This window comes from Paenibacillus taichungensis, from assembly GCF_003287275.1.
In the GTDB taxonomy this organism is placed as follows: domain Bacteria; phylum Bacillota; class Bacilli; order Paenibacillales; family Paenibacillaceae; genus Paenibacillus; species Paenibacillus taichungensis_A.
Map to the genome: position 1 here is coordinate 103,240 of NZ_QEVW01000009.1, position 26,834 is coordinate 130,073.

Annotated in this window: 24 protein-coding genes; 21 read left to right on the forward strand and 3 right to left on the reverse strand. The window is 44.4% G+C overall.

The window, feature by feature from the left end; genetic code table 11:
* The first annotated feature begins 98 nt into the window (after window positions 1-98).
* The 6 genes from DC345_RS15240 (at window position 99) to DC345_RS15265 (ending at window position 5,861) form a co-directional block, all read left to right on the forward strand.
* Window positions 99-758 carry a TerC family protein gene (locus tag DC345_RS15240; RefSeq protein WP_113053832.1) on the forward strand — a complete coding sequence of 220 codons (660 nt, stop codon included), beginning with the start codon at window positions 99-101 and terminating at the stop codon, window positions 756-758.
* Between the two features lie 286 nt (window positions 759-1,044).
* Window positions 1,045-1,539 carry a hypothetical protein gene (locus tag DC345_RS15245; RefSeq protein WP_113053833.1) on the forward strand — a complete coding sequence of 165 codons (495 nt, stop codon included), beginning with the start codon at window positions 1,045-1,047 and terminating at the stop codon, window positions 1,537-1,539.
* A 177-nt stretch (window positions 1,540-1,716) separates the two neighbouring features.
* Complete coding sequence (typA, locus tag DC345_RS15250; RefSeq protein ID WP_109998743.1) at window positions 1,717-3,561, forward strand: translational GTPase TypA; 1,845 nt, start codon at window positions 1,717-1,719, stop codon at window positions 3,559-3,561.
* A 299-nt stretch (window positions 3,562-3,860) separates the two neighbouring features.
* Window positions 3,861-4,157, forward strand: a complete 297-nt coding sequence (locus tag DC345_RS15255; RefSeq protein WP_053781242.1) for a YlaH-like family protein — start codon at window positions 3,861-3,863, stop codon at window positions 4,155-4,157.
* A gap of 90 nt (window positions 4,158-4,247) precedes the next feature.
* Window positions 4,248-5,309: an LCP family protein gene (locus tag DC345_RS15260; protein WP_113053834.1), complete on the forward strand. Its 1,062-nt coding sequence runs from the start codon at window positions 4,248-4,250 to the stop codon at window positions 5,307-5,309.
* A 99-nt stretch (window positions 5,310-5,408) separates the two neighbouring features.
* A complete protein-coding gene (locus DC345_RS15265; RefSeq protein ID WP_063567005.1) occupies window positions 5,409-5,861 on the forward strand; it encodes a pyridoxamine 5'-phosphate oxidase family protein in 453 nt (150 codons plus the stop codon).
* A 7-nt stretch (window positions 5,862-5,868) separates the two neighbouring features.
* On the opposite strand, the gene DC345_RS15270 is transcribed toward DC345_RS15265, so the two are convergent.
* Entirely contained in the window at window positions 5,869-6,564 is a 696-nt protein-coding gene (locus DC345_RS15270; protein WP_113053835.1) for a YhcN/YlaJ family sporulation lipoprotein, read from the reverse strand.
* A 153-nt stretch (window positions 6,565-6,717) separates the two neighbouring features.
* On the opposite strand from DC345_RS15270, the gene DC345_RS15275 reads away from it, so the two are divergent.
* Together DC345_RS15275 and DC345_RS15280 are read left to right on the forward strand one after the other, a co-directional pair.
* Window positions 6,718-8,052 carry a PhoH family protein gene (locus DC345_RS15275; protein ID WP_024628438.1) on the forward strand — a complete coding sequence of 445 codons (1,335 nt, stop codon included), beginning with the start codon at window positions 6,718-6,720 and terminating at the stop codon, window positions 8,050-8,052.
* A gap of 223 nt (window positions 8,053-8,275) precedes the next feature.
* A complete protein-coding gene (locus DC345_RS15280; protein WP_113053836.1) occupies window positions 8,276-9,556 on the forward strand; it encodes an ABC transporter substrate-binding protein in 1,281 nt (426 codons plus the stop codon).
* On the opposite strand, the gene DC345_RS15285 is transcribed toward DC345_RS15280, so the two are convergent.
* Both DC345_RS15285 and DC345_RS15290 read right to left on the reverse strand, forming a co-directional pair.
* Window positions 9,548-10,627, reverse strand: a complete 1,080-nt coding sequence (locus DC345_RS15285) for a coiled-coil domain-containing protein (protein ID WP_113053837.1) — start codon at window positions 10,625-10,627, stop codon at window positions 9,548-9,550. The two genes, DC345_RS15280 and DC345_RS15285, sit on opposite strands and share 9 nt — an antisense overlap.
* Window positions 10,628-10,808: 181 nt before the next feature.
* Window positions 10,809-11,045: a DUF2626 domain-containing protein gene (locus DC345_RS15290; RefSeq protein WP_053781237.1), complete on the reverse strand. Its 237-nt coding sequence runs from the start codon at window positions 11,043-11,045 to the stop codon at window positions 10,809-10,811.
* A 315-nt stretch (window positions 11,046-11,360) separates the two neighbouring features.
* Between DC345_RS15290 and DC345_RS15295 the strand changes: the two genes are divergently transcribed.
* From DC345_RS15295 to DC345_RS15355, 13 genes are all read left to right on the forward strand, one after another.
* Complete coding sequence (locus DC345_RS15295; RefSeq protein ID WP_063567002.1) at window positions 11,361-12,011, forward strand: RsfA family transcriptional regulator; 651 nt, start codon at window positions 11,361-11,363, stop codon at window positions 12,009-12,011.
* Window positions 12,012-12,155: 144 nt separating this feature from the next.
* Window positions 12,156-13,118: a ketopantoate reductase family protein gene (locus tag DC345_RS15300; RefSeq protein ID WP_113053838.1), complete on the forward strand. Its 963-nt coding sequence runs from the start codon at window positions 12,156-12,158 to the stop codon at window positions 13,116-13,118.
* Window positions 13,118-13,492: a DUF3397 domain-containing protein gene (locus tag DC345_RS15305; protein ID WP_113053839.1), complete on the forward strand. Its 375-nt coding sequence runs from the start codon at window positions 13,118-13,120 to the stop codon at window positions 13,490-13,492. The genes DC345_RS15300 and DC345_RS15305 overlap by 1 nt, the downstream gene beginning before the upstream one ends.
* A gap of 151 nt (window positions 13,493-13,643) precedes the next feature.
* Window positions 13,644-15,341, forward strand: a complete 1,698-nt coding sequence (locus tag DC345_RS15310; RefSeq protein ID WP_113053840.1) for a peptide ABC transporter substrate-binding protein — start codon at window positions 13,644-13,646, stop codon at window positions 15,339-15,341.
* Window positions 15,342-15,530: 189 nt separating this feature from the next.
* Window positions 15,531-16,463, forward strand: coding sequence for an ABC transporter permease (locus tag DC345_RS15315; protein WP_063566998.1), 933 nt, complete (start codon window positions 15,531-15,533; stop codon window positions 16,461-16,463).
* A gap of 35 nt (window positions 16,464-16,498) precedes the next feature.
* Window positions 16,499-17,392: an ABC transporter permease gene (locus DC345_RS15320; RefSeq protein ID WP_376038011.1), complete on the forward strand. Its 894-nt coding sequence runs from the start codon at window positions 16,499-16,501 to the stop codon at window positions 17,390-17,392.
* A 17-nt stretch (window positions 17,393-17,409) separates the two neighbouring features.
* Window positions 17,410-19,173, forward strand: a complete 1,764-nt coding sequence (locus tag DC345_RS15325; protein WP_113053842.1) for an ABC transporter ATP-binding protein — start codon at window positions 17,410-17,412, stop codon at window positions 19,171-19,173.
* 155 nt (window positions 19,174-19,328) lie between these two features.
* On the forward strand, window positions 19,329-20,960 hold the full coding sequence (gene bshC, locus DC345_RS15330; RefSeq protein ID WP_113053843.1) for a bacillithiol biosynthesis cysteine-adding enzyme BshC: 1,632 nt from the start codon (window positions 19,329-19,331) through the stop codon (window positions 20,958-20,960).
* Window positions 20,961-21,005: 45 nt separating this feature from the next.
* Complete coding sequence (locus DC345_RS15335; protein WP_113053844.1) at window positions 21,006-22,271, forward strand: adenosylhomocysteinase; 1,266 nt, start codon at window positions 21,006-21,008, stop codon at window positions 22,269-22,271.
* A 275-nt stretch (window positions 22,272-22,546) separates the two neighbouring features.
* On the forward strand, window positions 22,547-22,984 hold the full coding sequence (mraZ, locus tag DC345_RS15340) for a division/cell wall cluster transcriptional repressor MraZ (protein WP_017687291.1): 438 nt from the start codon (window positions 22,547-22,549) through the stop codon (window positions 22,982-22,984).
* Window positions 22,985-23,002: 18 nt separating this feature from the next.
* A complete protein-coding gene (gene rsmH, locus DC345_RS15345; RefSeq protein ID WP_113053845.1) occupies window positions 23,003-23,953 on the forward strand; it encodes a 16S rRNA (cytosine(1402)-N(4))-methyltransferase RsmH in 951 nt (316 codons plus the stop codon).
* Between the two features lie 27 nt (window positions 23,954-23,980).
* The gene (locus DC345_RS15350) at window positions 23,981-24,409 is read left to right on the forward strand and encodes a hypothetical protein (RefSeq protein ID WP_113053846.1); all 429 of its coding nucleotides are present in this window, start codon (window positions 23,981-23,983) and stop codon (window positions 24,407-24,409) included.
* Between the two features lie 50 nt (window positions 24,410-24,459).
* The gene (locus DC345_RS15355; protein WP_113053847.1) at window positions 24,460-26,790 is read left to right on the forward strand and encodes a penicillin-binding transpeptidase domain-containing protein; all 2,331 of its coding nucleotides are present in this window, start codon (window positions 24,460-24,462) and stop codon (window positions 26,788-26,790) included.
* Window positions 26,791-26,834 lie beyond the last annotated feature (44 nt).

The following is a 26,834-nucleotide window of genomic DNA, read 5'->3' on the forward strand; positions in this document are numbered from 1 at the left end:
GTCACTCCTTCTATATATCCAAACCTGAGAAAGCTTGTTCAACGTTTAAGAATAGCATGGACAACTTTGACATACAAGTTAGAGTGGGGGGGAGAAGCATGGATACGCTATGGCTGTTGACCGAAATATTAATGATCAATCTGGTTCTGAGTGGAGATAATGCGGTTGTAATTGCACTTGCGAGCAAGGATTTGCCGGTGAGACAGCGCAAACAGGCGGTATGGTGGGGGGCTTTCGGCGCTGTTGTTTTGCGTTGTTTGTTAACCTTTGCAGCAGTACTGCTGTTGGGTATTCCTTTTATTCAGGCGGCTGGTGGTTTGCTGTTGCTCTGGATTGCTGTGAAGCTGCTGCTTCAGAATGAAGATGAAGTACATATTCGTAAGGCGTCCACGACCTGGAAAGCGATCCAAACCATTTTGATTGCTGACTTTGTCATGAGTCTGGATAATGTTCTCGCGATTGCTGCACTGGCGGATGGGGACTTGGCGCTTACAGTCATCGGGATTGCCATAAGTATTCCAATTGTGGTGTGGGGTAGCGGGGTGATTGTTGGTTTGTTGAAGCGGTTTCCAATTCTAGTATTTGCCGGTTCAGGTATTCTGGCCTTCACAGCAGGTGAGATGGTGATGAATGATCCGAAACTGGGACAATGGCTTGGTGGCTTGGCAGCTGAGGCGCATACAGTGCTGCCTGTGGCTATGGCTTGTCTTGTAATCGCGATTGGAGGAGCGCACAAGTTCGTTCGTCGAAACGTGTAAATTGATTACAAATGGAAATGTAAATTTTTCTGGCGAACTGCCCTTTGCGGGCAGTTTTTTGCTGTATTTATTTGTTTCGAAGAAATGAGGGAACTTGAATAAGTCATGGACCGATCAATTTAGGGTAATACAGGGTAATGGAGAGAGGCGAAGTACGACATAAAGTGTAGTTTTTTGCATACACATCGGCTACACTAGAAGAAGGCTGGGAACAGTCAGTCATCATGGAAAGTTTATAGTTTAGCTTACGGGGTACATAGCCAAATGTTATAAGAGGTGATTGTAGATGAGGATGAGAAATGAAAAAGCAATCGGAATATTTATTTTTGTTGCAGGTTTAATAATTTTACTCGGGAAACTTGGTGTGTTTGGCTTTATTGGACGGCACTTCTGGCCTTTGCTCATCTTGTTGCCTGGTATTGCTCTTCATGCATTATATTATGCAAGGCTTACGCCATCATGGTCACTCGTTCCAGCAGGAACGTTAACCGTCTATGGTCTGTTGTTCGGAATCACGAATACATGGGGCAGCGGATTGATGAGCAACCTGTGGCCTGCTTTTTTGCTTGGAATTGCCGTTGGTTTGCTTGAATATGCACTGGCTGATCACCGTAGACCTGCAATGGTTCTTCCGGTTGCATTGGGAGTTGGCATCCTTTCAATTATTTTATTCGGATTTACACTGCTTCACACCGGTATTATCTACGTTTTGGCAGTACTTTTAATTGTAGGCGGGATGTGGTTGCTGTTTGGACGAGGACGCCAAGGGAGAGGCTGGTAACTTTCCCAGCGGTCTTTCAAGCGAAATATCTTGATTTTTACCTATGATCAACTATAATATAAGGGATATAGACATGCGTCGGGATATCACCGACGCTTATTTTGGGTGAGTAACCTGCGAAATTGCGGGAAGTTTAGTAGATAAGAATTGAAATTGGAAAGGATATGGATACAAACCATGCATTCAAGAGAACACATTCGCAATATTGCGATTATTGCCCACGTCGACCACGGGAAAACAACGCTCGTCGACAAGTTGCTCCAGCAATCCGGTACTTTCCGTGATCACGAAACGGTACAGGAGCGCGCAATGGACTCCAACGATTTGGAGCGTGAACGCGGTATTACGATTCTGGCCAAAAACACAGCTATTACCTATAAAGATTACCTGATCAATATTGTGGATACACCAGGACACGCCGACTTCGGTGGTGAAGTGGAACGTATCATGAAAATGGTTGACGGCGTTTTGCTCGTTGTTGATGCTTACGAAGGATGTATGCCACAAACGAAATTCGTATTGCGTAAAGCACTGGAGCATAACCTGACACCTATCGTTATTGTAAACAAAATTGACCGTCCAGCGGCTCGTCCAGCTGAGGTAATTGATGAAGTATTGGACCTGTTCATTGAACTGGGTGCCAATGATCAACAACTTGAATTCCCTGTTGTGTATGCTTCCGCATTGAACGGAACATCCAGCATGGACAATGATCCTGCTAATCAGGATGACAACATGATGGCGATCTACGATACGATCGTTAGTCATATCCCTCACCCAACAGAGAATGTTGAAGAGCCGCTTCAATTCCTCGTAACTTTGATGGACTACAATGAATACCTTGGCCGTATTGCCATTGGTCGTGTTAACCGCGGTGTGATCCGTCAAGGACAATCCGTTACGGTTATTATGCGTGATGGTAAGAGCAAAACTGCACGTATCGAAAAACTGTTCGGTTTCCAGGGTCTCAAACGTATTGAGACGGAAGAAGCAGGAGCAGGTGACATCGTTGCCATTGCAGGGATCAAGGACATCAATATTGGTGAAACCATTGCTGACCCTAACAATCCAGAAGCACTTCCAGTTTTGAAAATCGATGAGCCTACACTGCAAATGACGTTCCTCGTGAACAACAGTCCATTCGCAGGTCGTGAAGGTAAATGGGTAACTTCCCGTAAACTTCGTGAGCGTTTGTTAAAAGAATTGGAAACAGACGTTTCCCTTCGTGTTGACGAAACGGAAAGCCCGGATGCATTTGTCGTTTCCGGACGTGGTGAGCTTCACTTGGGTATCCTGATTGAGAACATGCGTCGTGAAGGATATGAGCTTCAAGTGTCCAAACCAGAAGTTATCGTTAAAGAAGTAGATGGTAAGAAAATGGAACCTCTTGAGCGCTTGTTGATTGATATCCCTGAAGAAAGCATGGGTTCCGTAATGGAGAGCCTGGGCGCACGTAAAGCAGAGATGGTTAACATGGTCAACACAGGTAGTGGTCAAGTTCGTCTGGAGTTCCTGATTCCAGCACGTGGTTTGATCGGATATAGCACAAACTTCCTGACATTGACTCGTGGTTACGGTGTTATGAACCATGCATTTGACAGCTACGCTCCAGTAGTATCCGGTCAAGTGGGTGGACGTCACCAGGGTGTACTGATCTCCACTGAAACGGGTACATCTACGTTCTACGGAATGATGGGCGTTGAGGATCGCGGTACGCTCTTCTTGGAGCCAGGTACTGAAATCTACGAAGGTATGATTGTTGGTGAACATACACGTGACAATGATATCGTTGTTAACATCTGTAAAGAAAAACAACTGACTAACGTTCGTTCTTCAGGTAAAGATGATACGGTTAAAATTAAAACTCCGATTATCTTCTCGTTGGAACAGGCGCTTGAATATCTGAATGAAGATGAATATTGTGAGATTACACCGAAATCTATTCGTCTTCGTAAGAAGATACTGAACAAATCCGAGCGTGAACGTGCAGAAAAACAACGCAAAATGGCTTCAAAAGCCTAATAACAACAAAATAAACTATATAAGTTAACGTTTGATGGAACAGAGAAGTTAACGATGTTATGCACAGTGGAAGTAGTGAAGGGATCGGAATCGATTCTGTAGAAGCGAAGCGTTCGCCTTTATCCCCGGATTTTACCATTGAGTAAATGGATCAAAAAAATCTGGGGATAACAGCGATCAAAAGAACGATCCGATACCGGAACGGTCACCTCCGATGTGTGTCTTATTCAGAGTTATCGAAAGGGTTTCACAATAGTTAACTTATATCCTAGCATGAACACGAAAGGAGCTGGCTGTGCATGCAAGCATGGTTCGCATCAAACCCGATCGTAGCCTACATCGTCATCTTTGTATTGATTACTTACGTTTATAACAAGGTGTTTCGGGTACGTCAGAAATTGCCACTTGGTAAGGAAATCGTTCTCTATATATTGATGGCGATGGGCACATTCATGCTTCTTGTTTTTCAAATCGACAAGTTGCCAATTATTCAATGTTTGCTGGTGGCTGTTGGTTTGATGCTGTTAGTGAGAGTGCGCTATTTTATTGAAGGTCGTCAAAAGAAAAAAGCGGAAGCTGCCGCTCGAAACTCATAAATTCTGTATAGTATAGACCATCCGTTTTCCTTAGGGAAAGCGGTTGTCTTATATATAGGCCAAAACAGATGTGATAAAGGTGTTGAAGATATGAACTCGAATTCGAACGGACTGCCTCCACGGAGACAGGCACCGACTCAATCCGGCGCTTCTGGATCGAAGAACGGCAAAGGTAAGCAACCAAAGAAGAAGAAAAAGATGCGAACCTTTGGCAGACTGATTTTAAGTTTATTGGTTATTGCAATTGTGGTTGGCGGTGGATATCTCTATTGGGTATATAATCAGGTAGCTGATACGGGAATTGACAAGCCAGTACCGGATGGAATGTCAGCGAAAACCAAACCCATTACGATGTTGCTGCTAGGTACGGACAATCGTCCCGAAACAGGTACGTATCTCTCGGATGTGGTTATGGTAGCATCTCTGAATCCGGAGACCAAGACGGCAACCATTGTATCTTTACCTCGGGATACCCGTATTCAGTTGGATGGATACAAGGCGAATAAATTGAATTCTTATTATCCTAAATTTAAAGCCCAAGAAAAAACCTCTGGCAAAAATGCAGAGGATCAAATGAAAGAAATGATGGGCAAATATCTGAATGTGGATATCAATTATACAACGGTACTGAATTTTCAAGCGTTCCGTGATGCGGTTAATGCTGTAGGTGGCGTTGATGTGACAGTGGATAAAAACATGTGTTACAAAGATACGGCGGATGGCACGGATATTAACCTGGTGGCTGGTGCACAGCATTTGGATGGCAAAGAAGCGCTTGATTTTGTTCGTTACCGTAAATCGAACTGTAAGCCGAAGACAGACGAATCCAATGACTTTGACCGAAATAAACGTCAGAATCAAGTGTTGAATTCCATGTTGGATCAGTTGAAATCACTGGGAGGCGTAACGAAGATTGGTAAAGTGATTGGAGCTATTGACGACAACATGACAACAGACGTTGAATCGGAGCAGATGAAAAACTTCATTTCAACCTATTGGAATATTTCCAAATCGGATGTGCACTACACACCTGTAACCGGAGAGTGGAGAAGTCCATATGTATATATCAACGAAACTGAATTGGCTAATGCCAAACAGGCGTTGCAGGATACACTTTCAGGCAAAGTGACAGCATCCCAAACTGCGGAGTAACATTCATTTCTTTGGGATTGGAAGCAAGTTTGGTGGTATGCTATAATAACATCAACAACGAATCAAGAATTGCATAAAGAAGATTAGGGGGCTGGTTGGATGTCCGAAGCCGTCACACAATTGACTGAATCTCTTTTACAGCAATTCAAGAACGAAACCTTTGTGCTCTTGAGCACCGTGGACATTGAATCTGGAGGTCCGACATCAACAGCAATCTCCTGGATTTATGCGGAGAATGCTTCTACCCTTCGTGTGGCGATTGATCATCGTTCACGTCTCGTGAACAATATGATCGAAAATCCGGCTATTACCGTCACCATTTTTGGGGAAGAGATGGTGTATGCGGTAAACGGACGTGCTTCCGTACGACAAAATCCGTTACAGGATGTTCCGTTTAATATGTGCTGTTTCGACATTTCCATTGAAGCGGTAAGGAATGCCCTTTTTTATGGAGCCCAGCTATCTTCTGTGCCTCAATTTGTCAAAATATATGATCAGCGTGCTGCTGAGAAATTAGATGAGCAGGTTTTTACTGCAATGAAAAAAGCCTAGTGAGAGATCACTGGGCTTTTTGTTGTTTTTTGTCTGAAGAATGCAGCTGCTGCATTTGTTGTTCACGTTCAACGTGTTCATCCGGATTTTGACGGACCTTGACATCTTTGGGTAGTTGGGGAATGATCCGGCCCACCATGTCAGCGAGTTCTGAAGCGAAACCGGATATTGGATGACCTTGACGAATATGCTCACCAATTTCCTTAATGCGTTCAGTGACATCAGCATCTGCGGTAACAATGGAATCCACACCTTCCGGATCTTTGCGGAGGGCTTCGGCTACAGAGTATTTAATTGTACCTACTCGTGCACGTTCCAGTTCACCGTCAACATCAATGCCAACTACGGCTGTATTGCCAAGAATGACACAGTTGGCATCTTTGACACCTTCCACTTGCTTGGCAAGTGTTTTGAGGTGGGTGACCCTTTTTCCATTTGGCATACGATCGGCCTTGGTGTTGTCCATGACGTTTTTCTCATGAACCTCACCTGTATTTTCGGTCAGATGGTCCATAGCTGAAGGGTGCAACCGATCTTCCTGTGTATTGAGCATGTGAGATCCTTTCCGTTGGTCTTGCTGAGTTGTAACATTTCCTCCGTAACCTCTGGCATGCTGACCTTGTTGCTGCGAGGCATTACGTGTAGAACTGTTGCAGCCTGTAAGTATAAAGATCAGAAGCAGCGTGCAAATCCAATATTTCATAAATGTTCATCCTTTCTTGGAGTTTTTCAGAATGGTTGACAATTATTTTGTCCTAGTCGAATACATTTATGTATGGGAGCATGATTGTCCATGTCGCTGCTGAAAGATCAAACTTATCCATGCCTTTAACGACGCCGCTTTGGAGGGGATTGAATGAAAAAGATTTTTGTATTGGATACGAACGTGCTTCTGCATGACCCCAATGCCATATTTGCCTTTGAGGAACATGAGGTAATCATTCCCGCGGTTGTACTGGAGGAGATCGACTCCAAAAAAAGAAATGCTGATGAAATTGGGCGTAATGCCCGTAATGTATCGAGACTTCTTGATGGGTTGCGTGAATTGGGACATCTGCACAGTGGCGTCCCTTTAGCTAATGGAGGCAATCTGAAAGTGGAACTGAATCATCGTAGTTTTGTGAAAGTACAAGAAATGTTTGGAGAAGTGTCCAACGATAATCGGATTTTGGCTGTCGCGCTTAATTATCAGATTGAGGAAAATGAGAAAGAGGTCGTTGAGCGACAGGTGGTTCTGGTCAGCAAGGATGTGCTCGTTCGTATTAAAGCGGATGTACTCGGTCTTTTCACACAGGATTACTTATCAGATCGAACGGCAGGCCTTAGTGAATTATATCCAGGCTACACTGCCCTGAAGGTTCATCCGTCGGTCATAGATGAGTTTTACACATATCGCTTTCTACCGATCAAACCGTTACAGTTGTCTTATTCGCTTTACCCGAATGAATTTGTAATTCTCAAGGATGAGATGGGAACCAATAAATCGGCCTTGCTCAAAGTAAATACAGAAGGAACGAAGTTGGAACCACTTTTCCTGAGTAATGATAATGTATGGGGCATCAGTGCACGTAACGCGCAACAGCGTATGGCCCTTGAACTGCTCCTGAATGATGATATTCCACTTGTCACGATAACAGGAAAGGCGGGTACGGGGAAAACCTTGTTGGCGCTTGCCGCGGGTTTGCTCAAAGTGGAGGATGACCATAAGTATAAAAAGTTATTGATCGCTCGTCCGGTTGTGCCAATGGGGAAAGATATCGGTTATCTCCCTGGTGAGAAAGAAGAAAAACTAAGACCATGGATGCAGCCGATTTATGATAACTTGGAATTTTTGTTTGATACCAAAAAAGCAGGCGACATTGATAAAATTTTGATGGGTCTTGGCAGTATTCAGGTCGAGGCACTCACTTATATTCGTGGACGGTCTATACCAGGGCAGTTTATCATTATCGATGAAGCTCAGAACCTGTCTCGACATGAAGTGAAGACCATAGTATCAAGGGTGGGCGAAGGCAGTAAGATTATTTTGATGGGTGACCCTGAGCAAATAGACCATCCTTATCTGGATTCTGCAAGTAATGGTTTGACGTATATTGTGGAGCGATTCAAGCAAGAGGGAATCAGTGGACACATTATGCTGGAAAAAGGAGAACGTTCCAAGCTCGCTCAGCTTGCAGCGGATTTATTGTAAGGTAACGGGAAGTTTATTTCCCGGAAAATGTTTCTATTGAACCGGCTCTTAGGGCCGGTTTTTTTGCTGAAAAAATAAAAATCAGTTATTGCACAGAACTCGATATGCTCGAGGTATGCAAAATATCGGAAAACTGTTTTTTGGCAGGATAGGACAAGAGCACTACTTATTTGTTACAATGAGTGTTGCAGGAAAAAATTAGGTGAGCAAGGAGGGGAAGTTAATGAAGCGTGGACACCAGGTTGTTTTGTTCGCAGTGCTACTGCTTTCGTTAACGATTCTGTCTCCCAGCTTTGATTTTAGAGGTTCACAACTTAATCAGGAACGAGATCAGGAAAAAGATGCATTTCCCAATACGTCATCTCGTAGCGAAGACCAACATGCCCCACTAGAGATTGTAGTCTCGATGTCTGAGACAGACTTTAAATCGTTTAAAAAGATGGCTAATGAAGTCGCAACTTCTGAACATGTGGAAATCAGTCTTCGGAATTTGGAGCCAGTTACATATAAGCGAGTGCTTGATAATCAATTTTCGGTAGGAGAGAGCGGGGATATTATTCTTCTGGATAGCGCGGAAGTTCAATATCATGCCAAAAAAGGACATCTGTATCCGTTAAACGGTACAACACTGTCCAAGTCTTTAGGAGAAACTGTGGTTGGCTTGCGGGAAATGACAGAGTGGAATGGTTACCAATGGGGGATGCCGTTTGATTTTGACGCTTATGTACTCGCAGCTCGCTCTCCATTTCTGGACGAAGCCGGTTTGGCAGGTTTACCCGAAAATAAGGAACAATGGATCAAACTTGTACAACAAGCAACGCAAGATGGAACGGATTTGATAAGCATAAACTTAAATGACCTTCACGCGGTAAGTGCGTGGTTAAATCAGTTTGAGCCAGGCATGGCCCCTGACCAAATAAAGAAAGCGCAAACTTCTTCCCAAACAGAGGCGTACCAACAAATCATACAGCTATTGGATCAAATTCAGTCGTATATTACAGCCGAATCCATAAATCCGATGTTCTCTTCTTCTGATGAGCAGGCAGGAACTCCTATGGTAGTAACGTTGCTTTCTCGTTTGTTGAGTGGAGATCAAAGCGTGGCAGGCGAACAGAGTCCATCGGAGAAGATAGCTCTTAGTGCGTTAGAACCGCTAAAATCAAGAAGTCTTGTTATTGCAGCTGGCTCACTTGAAGCGGAAGAAGCCAGTCGCTGGATTGAAGGAATGACTTCCTCCGCCGTGCAGTCGGAGTGGTACCAACAGGCTAACTATTTACCAGCAAAGCAACAGGAACTAGATCTTGAGTCACAGAAACTAATAACGAAGTATGATACGACTGATGTAAAATCCTGGTTTCCGGCTGAATCTTCACAGGCTGTAATGACGGAAAGTTCTATACTAACTTCTGCCTTTCAAAAGAAGATCCAACAACTTCTCGCGGGAGAGATCACGGCTAATCAATATGTCAAAAGTATTATTGCCTTGCAAAGCTCGTCAAAATGAAATGGCGAGCTTTACTTCAAGTATACCTTTGCTTGTGGATACCTCTGTGGCTTTGACAAAGGACAGAATTTTCTGGGGGTAAAATCCGAGATCGAATTCTCGTTCCAGCATACGACGTGTGGTATCGGGCAGTTCTAACTGATTAAACACAAGTTTATCGACATGAAATCGAATTGAATTCTGAGGTTCATCCTCGACCGTATAATGACCTTCGATGCTTAATTGCAACTGATCACGCTGCCCAGAAGCAGTGATTCGATCTTTGTCGAACTGAAAGGCAAAGTCTTCAAATATCGGATTCTGTGATCGAAGAAACGTATTCAGCTCATCTTGTCCAATTCGAATGGTGTACGATGTTCCGGTAGTGGAGATTCCTCCGTTTTGTTCCTGAATAAACTGTGGCAGGTTCTGCATAGCTGATGCCAATGCTTTAAAATATCGCTTGACCTCGTATATGCCGATGTTCTCCCAATAGATGGTCAACTCATCCATCAATTTCTGCATGGCTGCAGCATCCCCGCTGGCAGCTACTTTTCCGTCCACTTCTTTCTGCAATGCAAGTACCCGTTCCCGTTGATTTTGAAGATTATTTTTGAGTTCAGACAGCTCTGCGGAGGTCTGATTAATCTGGACAGACGTTTGCTGCATGGTGCGATATTGATCCTGATACTTGTCCAGAACAGCATGATCCCTGCCAATAATAATCTGATAGTAATCGTATAGAATGAACAGGTCCTTAATGGATCTTGCCCCGAGCACTGTCATCAAGAGACTATCACGCTCCCCGGTATAGTAGGATCTTACAACTGCACCCGCTCGGTCTTGCTGAGTATGTATCTGGTCTTCCTGTTCCTGAAGCTGAATGGATAATGTCTGACGCTGTTCGTCCAGCTGGTTCTGTCTTGCTGCGATCCGTTCGATCTCATGATCGATTTCGACGATGGATAGGCTTTGTTGCAATATATCACGTGTTTCCTCAGATGAAGGCTCTCCATAGGCATAAGTCCAAGGTAGCTGGATCAAAAATATAATACATACGATGAAGCCATGAATGCCGTATCGACGTTTCACCCCTCATTCTCCTTTCCATATCTACATGTGATGCGTACAGGCTTATCTCTTCCAGACAATATATGAAATAGATACGTGAAATATCCGTAGTGGTTACATAACACAAAGAATAGTCATTTAATCTGAAAACGACAAAAAAGCAATCCGACATTAGCCGGATCGCTTTGATGCTGCTGGCGGATCAGAGCGGCAAATCCATTTGGAATACGGTCCAGTAGCTGAACCCTGTGAAAGTCACGATCATATAACCCCAGAAGAGCAATATGTACGTACGTTCGGTAAATTTCAAGTATCCCAAAATGACAAAAAACGCAGTCTGCAGGAAAAAAAGCAAAGCCATTTCGACTAAGTCTCCCGCAAAAGCCATCAGGCCAATCGCTAGCGTGAAGAACCCGAGTACCCGAAACATGCGTGCCACGGTAAGTCCTCCTCTCCTATGTACGATCATAGATTGTCTACACAACATTATACCGGGAAAGGAAAAAGGTGTAAACAAAATTGGATATGAAAGCGAATTCTTTTTTTGACCTAAAAGAGTTAAAGTATGGTTAGTTTTGCATATGTAACGTATGAGTACTCATAAATGTGGAAATACATTTTAGTATGAAATCAATTCTATGAACTCTATGAGAGGCATAAGAATGAATAAAGCAGCTTTTATACCTAATTCACATGCCGGGAACTCGGTTATGGGGACGGTTATTTTAGGATGTTGTTAGGAGGGTATTATAGCATGACTGCAGTGAGACAGGATGCTTGGAGTACAGAGGACGATTTGATTTTGGCTGAGGTTACTTTGCGTCATATTCGGGAAGGAAGTACACAACTGGCTGCATTTGAAGAGGTTGGCGAAAAAATAGGCAGAACTTCTGCCGCTTGCGGTTTTCGCTGGAACAGCTGTGTACGTAAGAAGTATGAGTCTGCTATAAGCAATGCTAAGGCTCAACGACAAAAACGTAGTTATCTTCGCAAACAACCGGCATTGCTTGGACCACAAGTAGCAGCTTTGTCCACCCTAGATACAGAAGAAAATCTGTACAAGGCGGATGGTATTTCGGAAGACTCCCTATCCATCGATGCAGTTATACGATTCTTGCGGCAATGGAAGGGAACTGTACAGGAAAACGGTCGCCAGCTTAAAATGCTTGAGAAAGAGCTTCGTGAAAAAGAGGATGAACTTCATGAACTGCGTTGCGAGAATGATCGTCTGTCTAAGGAAGTGAATGAAGTACAGACGGATTATCGTGTTGTAAACGACGATTATAAAGCGCTGATTCAGATTATGGATCGTGCTCGCAGACTTGCATTTCTGACAGAAGAAGAAGAGGAACTCAAAACGAGATTCAAAATGGATGCCAACGGGAATCTGGAACGAATTGAATAAAAGCAAACAATGTCTGATGATCAGCATTAGATTAGGGCCCGTCACACCTCCGTTACATAACGGCGGGTATGATGGGTTTTTTGTTTGCTGTTTTTGTTCTATTATATATAAAAGCAACTATTGGAGCAGAGGTAGGGATGCAGCATGATCATTGACGTTGTAGGATCAGGGTCACTGGGTCTTTTGTATGGAGGTAAGCTTCAGGACGCAGGTAACGAGGTTCGATTTTGGACCAGGACGGCCGAACAGGCAAATAAACTGAGTATCGAAGGATTCAAGGTCATTGAACCTGAGAATACCATCCAGATTACACCTGATCATATTCAGGCCAAGCCGATTACGGAGTTAACCCGAGTATGGGAACACTCGCCTGGAGATTGGCTACTTTTAATGGTGAAACAGACAGCGATACATAATGTTATGCGGGAAATTAGTTCATTGAAGACGCGAGTGCTCAATATCGCATGTTTCCAAAATGGTGTTGGGCATCTGGATCATGTGCAATCCAATATGGCACATTCCAATGTATACAGCGTCATAACCACAGAAGGGGCGAAACGTCAGCATGATGGAGTCATCCGTGCAGGTATAGGAGAGACCTGGTTGGGCAAAAGTGCAGATGTACGTATCTCATCTCTAACGACAATGGATCAAAATGAACCCATTCGTTTACAGGGACTTTTGCAGCAGGCAGGATTTGGCTGTACAGTGTCGAATGAAATCGATAAGCTGATTTATAGGAAGTTGCTAATCAATGCTGTCATTAACCCACTTACCGCGATATGGCGTATTCCTAACGGTGAGTTAATTACAAAGGAAGAGCGAATCATGTTTATGCGACAGCTGTACGATGAGGCATTGGCGGTATATAGAGCAAGTGGAATACTTCTTGATTCGGATGTGTGGGAACAAATCCTCTCTGTCTGTCGTTCCACAGCCTCGAATACATCTTCCATGCTGTCAGATGTACTGCATGGACAACAAACGGAGGTGCAATCCATTAACGGGCAAATCGTGAGCATGGCGTGTCGGTGTGGCCTGTCTGCTCCAACGCATGAAGTACTGCTTCATCTGATTGAAGGTATGCAACCGGAAGGAGTGAGTTAATGGGATTTTTTATTGTGCTGAGCATACTGCCGTTCTTTCCGTTTTTTCTTGTGTATTGGATCATGTATGGATGGAAGAAAGATAAGCGTGTGGCTTTGAGCTCGGCAATGGATGTAACAACCTTATTCCTTATATTCTCTGTATCGGCGTTATTCAACTTAACATTTGATTCGAATTTTGGATTTTATTTAACATTAATACTCATACTAATAGCGCTTGGATTCATCGGAGGAGCACAAAATCGGCTCAAAGGTAAGGTCGATGGGGGTAGAATGTTCCGGGCCGTTTGGCGCATGGCTTTTGTCATAATGAGTTTTGGGTATGTTTTGTTTACTATATTTGGATTATTTAGATACTTCATGAAACAGATGTGAGGATACATAACGCAAAAGGGGTAAAAAATGTGTCGATTTTGTCGAAAACTGAAAAAAACATTACTTTCTGAAAAAGTAATGTAGATTTTTTTGACCGGTGGTTGTATAATCTATAAACATATACCACATCAATTTAGGGGGAAAGTGTTAGATGAAAAGGAAAAGTCTATTAGTCCTTTTGACGCTGATTTTGGCGTTCGGTACCGTACTTGCAGCGTGCGGATCGAAAAACGAAGGCACAGGTAACACCGATACTGGTTCTGCAACCGAAGGAAATGGTCTTGCTAAAGATCAAATCCTGAAAATTAACCTGTCAGCTGAACCTCCTACGTTAGACCCGGCTCAAGCAAAAGACAGCCAAACAAACACTGTACTGAAATTCTTGTATGAAGGTCTTGTGCGTATCGACCCTGATGGCAAAGAAGCTCCAGGTGTTGCTAAAGACTGGACAATTTCCGAAGATGGTTTGAAATATGTTTTCAACCTGAATCCGGATGCTAAATGGAGCAACGGTGATGCAATCACTGCCGAAGACTTTGTACGTTCTTGGGAACGTGCTTTGAAACCGGAAACAGCTTCTCCATATGCTTACCAATTGTATTACATCAAAGGTGCTGAGGGTTACAACCTGAGCAAAGACGAAACATATAAAGGCACTAAAATCACAGACTTCTCTCAAGTAGGTGTTAAAGCTACTGATGAGCACACGCTGGAAGTAACGTTGGAAAACCCAACACCTTACTTCTTGGGTCTGACAGCATTCTACACGTACTACCCAGTACACAAGTCTGCTGACACGAATGACAAATTCTTCACAGACTACAAAAACATGATCGTTAACGGACCATTCACTATGGATCAATACGCTAAAGGTCAAAAAATCGTCGTGAAGAAAAACGAAGGCTACCATGCAGCTTCCGATATCAAATTGTCTGAGATCAACATGTCCCTGACAAACAGCAGTGCTTCCGAACTGCAAGCTTACAAGTCTGGACAATTGGACTACACAGGCGCACCTAACGGTGAAATTCCTTCCGACCAAATTCCTTCTGTAAAGGCGGAATTGCCGGACGAGTTTAAAGCTACTGGTATTGCAAGTACTTACTACTACCAGTTCAATGTTAATGAAGCTCCATTTAACAACGTTAAAATCCGTAAGGCCTTTGCAATGTCAATCGAGCGTCAATTGATCGTTGACAAAGTAACACAAGGTGGACAAATTCCAGCTTTCGGCTTTGTACCTCCAGGTATCCGCGGTGAAAACGGCGAATTCCGTGATGAGCATAAAGACGACTACTTCACTGAAAACGTAGAAGAAGCTAAGAAATTGCTTGCTGAAGGTATGAAAGAAGAAGGCTACACAACATTGCCAGCAGTAACATTGATCTATAACACTAGTGACGGTCACGCGAAAATCGCTCTTGCTGTTGCAGATATGTGGAAGAAAAACCTTGGTGTTGACGTGAAAACGGAAAACCAAGAGTGGGGCGTATTCCTTGAGAACCGTCAAAACCAAAACTTCCAAGTTGCTCGTGCAGGTTGGTCTGCGGACTACAACGATCCGTACAACTTCTTGGAAATGTGGACTACTGGAAACACAAACAATGATTCCAAATTCAGCAACGAACAGTATGACAAAGATGTTAAAGAAACTGTAAAATCGGCTGATCCAGCTACACGTATGGCTGCATTTGCAGATGCTGAGAAAATCCTGATTCAAGATGAAATGGGCGTAATGCCGATTTATTACTACACTAATGTATCTTTGACTAAGCCTTATCTGAAAGGCGTACAACTTGATTTCAGTGGAGCAATTGACTTCACTCGTGCATATCTGGAAGAGAAATAAGTTGTTCTGAAGTCTATATGATTACTTCGGGATATATATGTGGAATTCCATATATATCCCGATTTTTTTGTATGTGCACCGATTTTCCTTATAATTCTTGAAATTTCCGATAAATGGATTGGACATTATTCTTGTCTAATTCTACAATCGATTTGTATACAAAATATTGTTTGTGGAGGTGTGCAAGGGTTGGTTAAGTACGTGCTGAAAAAACTGCTATTTATGCTGCTATCGCTTTTCATACTCGCATCAGCAACCTTCTTCCTGATGAAGGCCATTCCGGGTGACCCTTTTACATCCGAGAAAAAAGTATCACCTGAAATCCGGGCACTTTTGGAAGTGAAGTATGGTTTGGACAAACCGATGTATGAACAATACCTAAAGTATATGGGTGGAATCATCAAAGGTGATTTCGGGGTTTCTATGAAATACCTGAATCAAGATGTAACTGGTATGATCACTCAAACGTTTACAGCATCACTGAAACTAGGAATCTTTGCGATTATTATCTCAATTGTTGTGGGTGTCTTGTTGGGGCTTATTGCCGCAGTGTACCATCGCAAGTTAATTGATGATATTACGATGATTCTGGCTGTTATCGGGATTGCTGTACCGAGTTTCTTGCTCGCATCCCTAGTGCAATATGTTTTTGCATTCAAACTCGGCTGGTTTAACGTTATGGGCTTCGACGGCCCACTCGACTATGTGCTTCCGGTTGCAGCCTTGTCTGCATCACCAATTGCCTTTATCGCTCGTTTGACGCGTTCAAGCATGTTGGAAGTGTTGCATGCAGATTACATCAAGACAGCCAAAGCCAAAGGTTTGAAATGGCCGGCTATTATGTTTAAACACGTTTTACGTAACGGTATTCTGCCAGTTGTTACTTATGTTGGTCCAATGACAGCGAACATTATTACAGGTTCCGTTGTAATTGAACAGATCTTTAACATTGGTGGGATTGGTAAAGTATTTGTAGAAAGTATTACGAATCGTGATTATACGATGATTATGGGGATCACAATTTTCTATGGTATTCTCTTGATGCTTGCACGTTTCCTGACGGATATTGCTTACGTGCTGATCGATCCTAGAATTAAGCTAGAAAGCCGGAAGGGGGCATAACGTTGTCTGGCACGAATAACAACAATAATGAAACGGTGAACACAGGCCTGGATAGTCAGGCAGCGTTGAAATCGCAAGAGAGTGTATCGCTATTCAAAGACGCTATGTATAGACTTGCAACGAACAAGGCCGCTATGATTAGTTTGGCTGTTCTAGTCCTTGTTGTCATTTTCTCTATGATTGGTCCAACTTCTTTGTTCACAAGTTATAATTATTATTCCAATGATTTGTTGAATGCCAATGCTGCACCGAGTGCTGAACACTGGTTCGGAACAGATGAACTGGGCCGTGATGTATGGGTAAGAACCTGGGTAGGTGCACGTGTGTCTCTTACTGTAGGTTTGGCTGCTGCTTTGATTGACCTTGTCATCGGGGTAATTTATGGAGCCATCATGGGCTTCTACGGTGGACGTGTGGACGGCATCATGAACAAGTTCTCCGAGATCTTGTACTCCCTGCCTTACATGCTCGTAGTTATCTTGTTGCTGGTTGTATTGGAGCCAAGTCTGACAACGATTATCATTGCACTCACTATTACAGGATGGATCAGTATGTCCTGGATTGTACGTGGTGAGATTATGCAACTAAAAAACAGAGACTTTATCCTTGCTGCTCGTTCCATGGGCGCAAGCACTGGACGTCAACTCTTCCGTCATTTGTTGCCAAATGCTGTCGGACCAATTCTCGTTACATTGACGTTGTCTATCCCAAATGCCATCTTCGCAGAAGCATTCTTGAGCTTCCTCGGATTGGGTGTATCTGCACCTAAATCCTCTCTTGGATCTATGATCAATGATGCACTTACAGGCTGGACGCTGTATCCTTGGCGGATGTGGTTCCCTGCAGGTTTGATGGTTATGACAATGCTCGCATTTAACTTGCTTGGTGACGGCTTGCGCGACGCGCTTGATCCGAAATTACGTAAATAGAAATAGGAGGTGGGATTATGGAGCCGATTTTAACAGTCAAAGACCTGAGTGTGTCATTTACGACGCGTTCTGGTGAGTTTGATGCCGTTAAAAATGTGAGTTTTGAACTTGGCAAAGGAGAGACGCTGGGGATCGTAGGTGAATCCGGTAGTGGTAAGAGTGTTACTGCCCAAACCATCATGAAATTGATTCCCTCCCCGCCTTCGAAGGTCAAAAGCGGAGAAATTACTTTTCACGGGCAGGACCTGCTGAATAAGACAGATAAACAGATGGAAGCCATCCGTGGTAAAGATATCGGCATGATCTTCCAGGATCCAATGACTTCTTTGAATCCTACCATCAAAATTGGTAAGCAAATCACTGAGGTACTGCGTAAACATCAGAATATGTCCAAAAAAGAAGCCGAGAAAAGCGCATTGGAAATGCTTGAACTTGTAGGCATCAAAAATGCGGAAGCGCGTATGAACCATTATCCGCACCAATTTTCCGGTGGTATGCGCCAGCGTGCTATGATTGCAATTGCCTTGGCATGCCGTCCATCCCTTCTGATTGCGGATGAGCCAACAACTGCACTCGACGTAACGATTCAGGCACAAATCTTGGATGTTATGAAAGACATGCAGCAAAAACTTGGAACTTCTATCATGCTTATCACGCATGACCTTGGAGTTGTCGCAGGAATGTGTGATCGTGTTGTCGTTATGAAGGAAGGCGAAGTTGTTGAAACTGGAACAACTGCTGAAATCTTCAGTAATCCTCAACATCCATACACGATTAAATTGCTGAATGCTCTTCCTCGTCTGGACGAGCCTAAAAAAGAAAAGCCTACTCCAGTTGGTATTATCAAAGGTGCCAACAAGCCGCTGGTTCAAGTGAAGAACCTGAAACAATACTTCAATTTGGGCAAAGGGAACATTCTCAAAGCGGTTAATGATGTTAGCTTTGATATTTTTGAAGGCGAAACACTTGGAGTTGTAGGGGAGTCTGGCTGTGGTAAATCCACAACTGGCCGTACAATTCTGCGCCTTTATGAGCCAACAGGTGGAAATGTTAACTTTAATGGAACGGATATTTACAAGCTGTCTCCGCGCAAGATGAAAGAAATGCGCAAAGATATGCAGATGATTTTCCAGGATCCTTATGCATCTTTGAACCCACGTTTCAACGTTATGGATATCATCGGTGAATCCCTTGATATTCATGGTCTGGCATCAAGTAAGGCAGAGCGGAAGAGACGCGTTGAAGAATTGCTTGATCTTGTAGGTTTGAATCCTAGCCATGCACTCCGTTATCCACATGAATTCTCAGGTGGTCAAAGACAACGGATTGGGATTGCCCGTGCATTGGCCGTAGACCCTAAATTCATCATCTGTGATGAGCCATTGTCAGCATTGGACGTGTCCATTCAGGCTCAGGTCGTTAATTTGCTTGAAGAACTTCAGCAACGTCTCGGCTTGACATACCTGTTCATTGCGCATGACTTGTCCATGGTTAAACATATCAGTGACCGTGTAGCTGTAATGTACATGGGTAAAGTGGTGGAGTTGGCAGAAAGTGAAGAACTTTATGCTAATCCGATTCACCCTTACACCAAAACATTGCTGTCTGCTATCCCTGTACCTGATCCGGAAGTAGAGGCGAGCAAACGTCGCATTTTGCTGCCGGAAGAACAAGCGCTTAAGAATGGATCTGGTGGTCCTGTAAATGATCCTTACAACCTGCAGAACGCTCAATTAATTGAGGTATCCAAAGGTCACTGGGTTGCAGAACCTTACGTATAAAAAGTACAAATTTCATTTGGACTTATCCATGAATATCAAACCGCCAACTTTGTTCGGCGGTTTTTTATTTTTTGATGCACTTTCTTTTGACGAAGAGGGCTCTCATTCGGTACAATCAAGAAAGGCTCTTTGAAGCAGAATAGGAGGCAGACCTCATGAAAGGTATTACCGAGGCACTCCGCAGCGGAACTCGACTTGCAGAAGACTATGTCTGTTCAAGGGATGCTGCGCGTGGCCTTTACGAGTATGACATTCGCTGGGAATCGGGGCTTCATACGCGTGCCGAGTGGCTAGACCAATCGGAGAACACTCGTATTCCTCGTCAACGTCTGGCAGAGTATCTACGTATATATAATAAACGGGTGAACGATCATGGTGCTGTTCATGAATCCATCACACGTCTCGCGGAACAAGATGCGTTGGTTGTAACGGGAGGACAGCAAAGCGGCCTGCTTACAGGTCCGTTGTTTGTAATTTACAAAGCAGCAAGTGTGGTTGCAGCTGCGCGGGAAGCGGAGAACAGGCTACAACGGCCAGTCGTTCCCGTTTTTTGGATTGCAGGAGAAGACCATGACTGGGATGAAGTGAACCACACATACTTGCCTGACGCCAGCGGGGACATGAAGAAGATCAAGTTACAAGGGCGGTTTGCAGGCAGGGATTCCGTGAGTTATGTCCGTGTGGAAACGGAACAATGGATGACTGTGCTGGAGCAGGTGGAACATCTGTTACCGGATACGGTGCACAAACCAGGATTAATGAAGTTGGTTACGGAGATTCATCAGTCGAGTTCAAACTTGAGTGATGCGTTTGCCCGTTTAATCTCAGCGTTATTCGGCAGCAGTGGACTTGTTTTGATGGATGCCGCAGATCCAGACTTACGCAGGCTTGAGCAGCCTGTATTTGATCGTTTGATTCGTGAAAATGGGACATTACGCCAAGCATATGCACAAGGTGCCTCCGCGTTGGAACAAGCCGGATATGCCATGCCAGCTGAAGTCGCGGAAGATGGGGCCAATCTGTTTTACATACATGAAGGGGCGCGGTTGCTTCTGATGTTGAAAGACGGCTTGTATGGCGACCGTAAAGGTCTGGTTTCATTTACAGAAGAGCGACTGCTTCAGGAACTGGGTGAACATCCCGAGCGGTTTAGCAACAATGTATTGACCCGGCCATTGATGCAAGATTCCATTTTACCTGTAGCGGCTGTTATCTTAGGTCAAGGTGAGATCGCGTACTGGGGATTGACACGTGAAGCGTTTGCCCGGTTTGGGTTGCAGATGCCAATCTTGCTTCCACGTCTGTCCTTTACCATTATGGAAGATGTTCATCACAAACATATGAAGCAGTACGGTCTTTCTTTCCAGGACGTTCAATATCATATGGAAGAAAAGAAGGAACAGTGGCTGGCACAACAGGAGACCTTCCAGGTCGATGAACAGTTCGAGCGCATTCAACAAGCATTTGCCGATCTATATCGTCCATTACTTGATCAGATCGCAGAGATCCACCCTGGTTTGGACCGAATTGGAGATACCAATGTAGGCAAGATCAGCGAACAGATGCAGTATCTGCAACAACAGACCCACAAAGCCATCAAAGATAAACACAATGTGAGTCTTAGGCACTGGAACGGGATGCATAACTCACTCTTTCCCATGAACAAACCGCAGGAACGAGTACATAATGTACTCTTTTACCTTAACCGTTATGGAACCGAGTGGATTGAACAACTGATTGAAAGTCAGAATGAATTCCGCGGACAACACCAAGTGATCACGTTGTAGTGACCTTTTATAATAGAAGGAATAGATAGTTGAGGAGGATGAGGAATGACTACCCCTGCATTGCAAAACAGTATTGTTAAAGATATGGGACTCGCTTCAGAAGGTCATCTGAAAATTGATTGGGTAGAAGCACATATGCCGGTGTTGAACCGTATACGTAGCCAATTTGAACAGGATCTTCCGTTTAAAGGTTTGAAGGTAGCCATTTGCCTTCACCTTGAAGCCAAAACAGCTTATCTGGCGAAAGTCATTCAGGCTGGTGGTGCAGAAGTGACAATTACACATAGCAACCCATTGTCAACACAGGACGATGTTTGTGCTGCTCTGGTGGAAGACGGCGTTACGGTGTATGCCAAACATAATCCGGATCCGGTTGAGTTCAAAGAACTGCAGCTCCGTGCACTTGAAGTAAAACCTGATCTGATCATTGACGACGGTGGAGACTTTGCCACTATTATTGCATCTGAACGTCCTGATCTAGCTGCCACAATTCGTGGCGGAGCAGAGGAAACGACAACGGGCATCATTCGTCTGAAAGCTTTGGCGAAAGAAGGTCAATTGCGTTTCCCAATGGTTGCAGTCAATGACGCTTATTGCAAGTACCTGTTTGATAACCGTTACGGTACAGGTCAGTCTGCTTTTGATGGTATCATCCGTACAACCAATCTGGTTGTTGCAGGAAAGAACGTAGTTGTAGCAGGTTATGGATGGTGTGGTAAAGGTGTAGCGATGCGTGCCAAAGGGCTCGGAGCAAATGTTATCGTAACGGAAATTGATCCTATTAAAGCCGTAGAAGCACATATGGACGGATTCCGGGTCATGACGATGGTGGAAGCAGCAAAATTGGGTGATTTCTTCATCGCTGTTACCGGCAATAAAGACGTAATCACTGGAGAGCACTACGATGTGATGAAGGATGGAGCAATCCTGAGTAATGCGGGTCACTTTGACGTAGAAGTTAACAAACCTGAACTTGCTAAACGTTCCGATTCGATTCGTACCGTACGCCGCAACATTGAAGAATATCGCTTCAAAGATGGCCGTAAGATGTATTTGCTTGCTGAAGGACGTCTCGTAAACCTGGGTGCTGCCGATGGACACCCTGCCGAGATTATGGATACAACGTTTGCATTGCAAGCGCTGGGTCTCCGTTATGTTAGCGAGAACTATGCCGAATTGGGTAAAACCGTTGTTAATGTACCTTATGACATCGACCAACAGGTTGCCAGCTACAAACTAGAAAGCTTGAATATTGCCATCGACTCTTTGTCCGCTGAGCAGGAAAAATATCTGGACAGCTGGAAATTCTAAGAGGCATCCATTAATTACAAGCTGATTAAGTGCTTCAAAGGGTTTAAAATGGTTTATTAATGATATGGCTCATATGCGGGTGTACGTGCGCTTGCCCGTAAACGGGAAACGTCTTTGATCCTGAGTGACAGGATCAAAGACGTTTTTTTTGCGGTTGGGAAAATAAAAAATTAAAGCTCGTAAGAAGGGTTTTGATTTTTTTGTGCGAATCTATTATGCTTAGGTGGTGGAAAGTGGGGCAAAGTGGGAGAAACGGGTGAGGAGTGAGTGGGCCAATGTTTATGGGGGAGTTCCAACATAGCATTGATGACAAGGGTCGGGTTATTATTCCGGCTAAATTCCGCGAATCTCTGGGACCGTCTTTCGTTGTCACACGGGGTTTGGACCAGTGTCTTTTCGTGTACCCCATGGAGGAGTGGGGGGTCATGGAACAGAAGCTCAAAGCACTGCCATTGATGAAATCTGATGCACGTGCGTTTACCCGTTTTTTTTTCTCGGGTGCCACCGAATGTGAATTGGACAAACAGGGCAGGGTAAATTTGCCGGGCAATCTTAGAGAGTATGCCAAGCTGGACAAGGATTGCGTTGTTCTTGGCGTGTCGAACCGGGTGGAGATTTGGAGCAAAGGCATATGGGAGAGTTATTTCAATCAATCCGAAGAAGCATTCAACGACATTGCCGAAAAGCTGGTCGATTTTAATTTTGATCTATAAAGTCAGGAGGGGTGCAGGTTGTTTCACCACATAACCGTACTCAAAGAAGAGGCAACAGAGGGTTTAAACATCAAGCAGGACGGTATATACGTGGACTGCACTTTAGGCGGTGGCGGACATAGCTCCGTGATTGCATCCAAGCTCGGTCCAGGGGGACGTCTGATCGCACTGGATCAGGATGATTGGGCTTTGGATAACGCACGTGAAAAATTGGCTCCATATGGAGAGCGGATTACATTGGTGAAAACCAATTTTCGTGATCTGGAACAGGTACTGAAAGAACTGGATGTACCGATGAAAGATGGCGTGCCGCAGGTAGATGGTATTTTGTACGATCTGGGGGTATCATCACCGCAATTCGACGAAGGAGAACGTGGATTTAGCTACAATCACGATGCACCGTTGGATATGCGTATGGATCAGGATGCATCCCTTACCGCCAAAGAGATTGTTAACGAATGGCCGGAAGAGGAGATTGCCCGTATTTTGTATCGCTATGGTGAGGAGAAATTCTCTAGAAGAATTGCTCGTGTCATTGTTGAAAAAAGAAAGCAGTCCACAATTGAGACGACTGGTGAACTGGTGGAGTTAATCAAGGAGGGGATTCCGGCGGCGGCTCGTCGTACAGGAGGACATCCTGCAAAACGCAGTTTTCAGGCATTGCGCATTGCCGTTAATGATGAGTTGGGCGCGTTCGAAGAAGCGTTACATCAGGCCGTTCGGTGCTTGGCACCAGGCGGACGTGTATCTGTTATTACTTTTCACTCACTTGAGGACCGAATTTGCAAACAGATATTTAGCAGTTATCTGGAGAAATGTACATGCCCTCCCGATTTTCCGTTGTGTGTTTGCGGCGGTAAGGGTGCCATGCGTTTAGTGAACAGAAAGCCGCTGATTCCAACGGAAACGGAACTGGCCGAAAACTCCCGTGCTCGTTCAGCAAAGCTGCGCGTAGCCGAGAAACTGTAAATCAAGAGCGGAGGAGAGAGTCGGAGTATGGCATATACACGTGGTAATCTGGCAGTGAAAGAAAAAGCGTCCCAAGAACGTGTGACCCAGCAGCGGTACAAGGAAACCACGAAAGTGGTGACCCGTCGTACCGGTCTTCCGGCACGCGAAAAATTTTTGTATCTGATTACTCTGGTTGCAGTCATTGTCGTGGGTGGTGTTATGATGTCGCGTTACGCTCACATCTATGATCTGAACAAGCAGGCCCAGACGACGTTGTCTGACGTGAGAGAAGCAGAGAAAACGATTGCAGATCTGCAAGTGGAAAAAGAAAAACTAAACAATCTGGTCATCGAGAATGCTCGCAAACTTGGTTACGTGGAGGCTTCCGGCAAGGATGTCATTTTTGTACCTCGGTCAACAAGTACAACGAACTCGACAGGTACTGAATCGTCCTCAGATACAGCAAATAAGTAGAACATTTTGTATCAATTCTTACAAAGTGCTGAAGCAAAAGAGGTGTACCGATGGTAAAAAGAATAAAGATGCGCACGCTGCTTATAGGGGGATGTATTACCCTCTTTTTTCTTGTATTGATAACCCGCATCTTTTTTATTCAGGTTGTTAATGGCGGTATTTGGCAGGAGCGAGCAGCTGGTTTGGTCGAACGTGAACAAACCATCAAGGCCAGTCGAGGGACCATCACAGATCGCAATGGTAACATTTTGGCGACGGATGCGCCTGCATACACAGTATCTGTAAACCCGGAGATGATTAATCAACTTGGGATTGAAGATGTGGTTACTGACAAATTATCTAGTTTATTGGGTAAAAGCGAGAGTGAAATGCGAGCACTTGTAACAGCTAAAAAGGAAGATGGGACATTCTTTCAACAACGTGAAGTACGCAGTGAAGGGTATAAAATTAGCCCTGAACTCGCTGCTAAGGTAGACGAATTTCGCGAAAAACTGCAGGATGACTACAAGGCTAAAAACGCGATTGTCATGACACAAGAGTCGAAGCGATATTATCCTGAAGAAACGCTCGCCTCTCATTTGCTGGGATACATGAGTCGTGATGGCAAGGCTGTTAATGGACTTGAAGTCTCCTATGATGAACAGCTTACAGGTACAGATGGTTATCTGAACTACCAGAAGGATGCCAAAGGGTACAAGCTGCCTGATTCCCAGGACAGCTACCTTCCACCCCAGAATGGAAGCAACTTAAAGCTGACGATTGATGATACAATTCAGTACTACATCGAAGATGCAATGAAAGAAGCGGTAGCCCAGTACAATCCACTGAGCATGACTGTCATTGCAGCAGATCCTAACACCATGGAAATCTTAGGAATGGCCAATTGGCCGACCTTTAATCCTAATACGTATGCTGAAACGCCGGATCAGAAAAATTTTATCAACCATGCGATACAATCCATCTATGAACCAGGGTCTACTTTTAAAATTGTTACGCTGGCGGGTGCGGTTGAAGAGAAGCTGTTTGATCCGAATGCTACGTTTGAATCCAAGCGAGTATATATCGGTGGCTATCCAATCAGTGATAACGGTCACGCCTATGGCCAGATTTCCTACTTGGAAGGTGTCAAACGTTCAAGTAACATTGCGTTTGTTAATCTCGGCTATAACATGCTTGGTGGTGAACGTTTGCGTCATTACATAGACCAATTCGGTTTTGGTAAAAAGACGGGCATTGATCTGCCGAGTGAATCGGCTTCACCAATCAAGCCGCTGGTTTATAAATCGGAAATTGCCACAGCAGCTTACGGTCATGGTCTTGTACAGGTAACGCCAATTCAACAGGTAGCAGCCATTTCGGCCATTGCCAACGGCGGCAAACTTATGGAACCGCATCTGGTAAAGGAAATTATTAACCCGAATGACGGTACATCCGAAGTGATCAAGCCGAAGGTTGTTCGTCAGGTCATTTCCAAGGAGTCTTCCAAACTTGTAAGCGGGTATCTGGAACAGGTTGTAGCCGACCAAACGATCGGTACAGGGCGCAATGCTTATATCGAAGGATACCGGGTGGCAGGTAAAACGGGAACTGCTAGAAAAGTCGTAAATGGGGAATACAGCAAATCCAAAGACGTCGTTTCGTTTATCGGATTTGCACCTGTAAATAATCCCAAAATCGCGATGTTGATTGTGATTGACCAGCCTGATGGTTCCAATATTGGTGGAGGTACTGCAGCTGCTCCGGTCTTCAAGAAGATTGTGAGCCAGACTCTTCAGTACATGGGAGTTCCCAAAGATACAGTGAAGACCACTGACAAAAAGTCAAAAACAACGCCGGTCGTTCAAGCTAAAGCTCCTGATCTGTCAGGTAAGACTGCCAAGCAGGCCAGAAGCCAACTTTTGAACGCAGGAATTGCCTATGAGACGCTTGGTCAGGGTGAAAATGTCATTCGCCAGTATCCTGTGGCGGGTGCAGCCATGAATCCTGGCCAACGAATCTATCTGTTGACCGAAGAGAGCAGCAAGATGAAGATCCCTGATCTGACTGGCGAATCTCTCCGGGACGCACTTGAAGTGCTCTCCCTCATGAAAGTGGGCGTGACAGTCAAAGGTGAAGGATACGTGGTGAAGCAAACGGAGCAGGTGGCAGGCGAACAGAGAACGGTTGAGCTTGTGCTGCAAACGGCCAAAGCGGCAGTTACCGGTATAGCAGATGAAGCTCCCGAGTCTTCTGATCCAGCATTAGGGAACGAGACTGACATTCAAGGAGCAGCAGATGGAGTAGGGAACACCGAAAAAACGGGCAAGACGGATACTACAAATCCACCTTCAAATGAGACAAAATCGTCTGATAACACATCGGATGGGGCTTCACTTCCATAGAGATCACAGACAGCTTGTTCTAACCCCCGGTTGTCCTGAATATT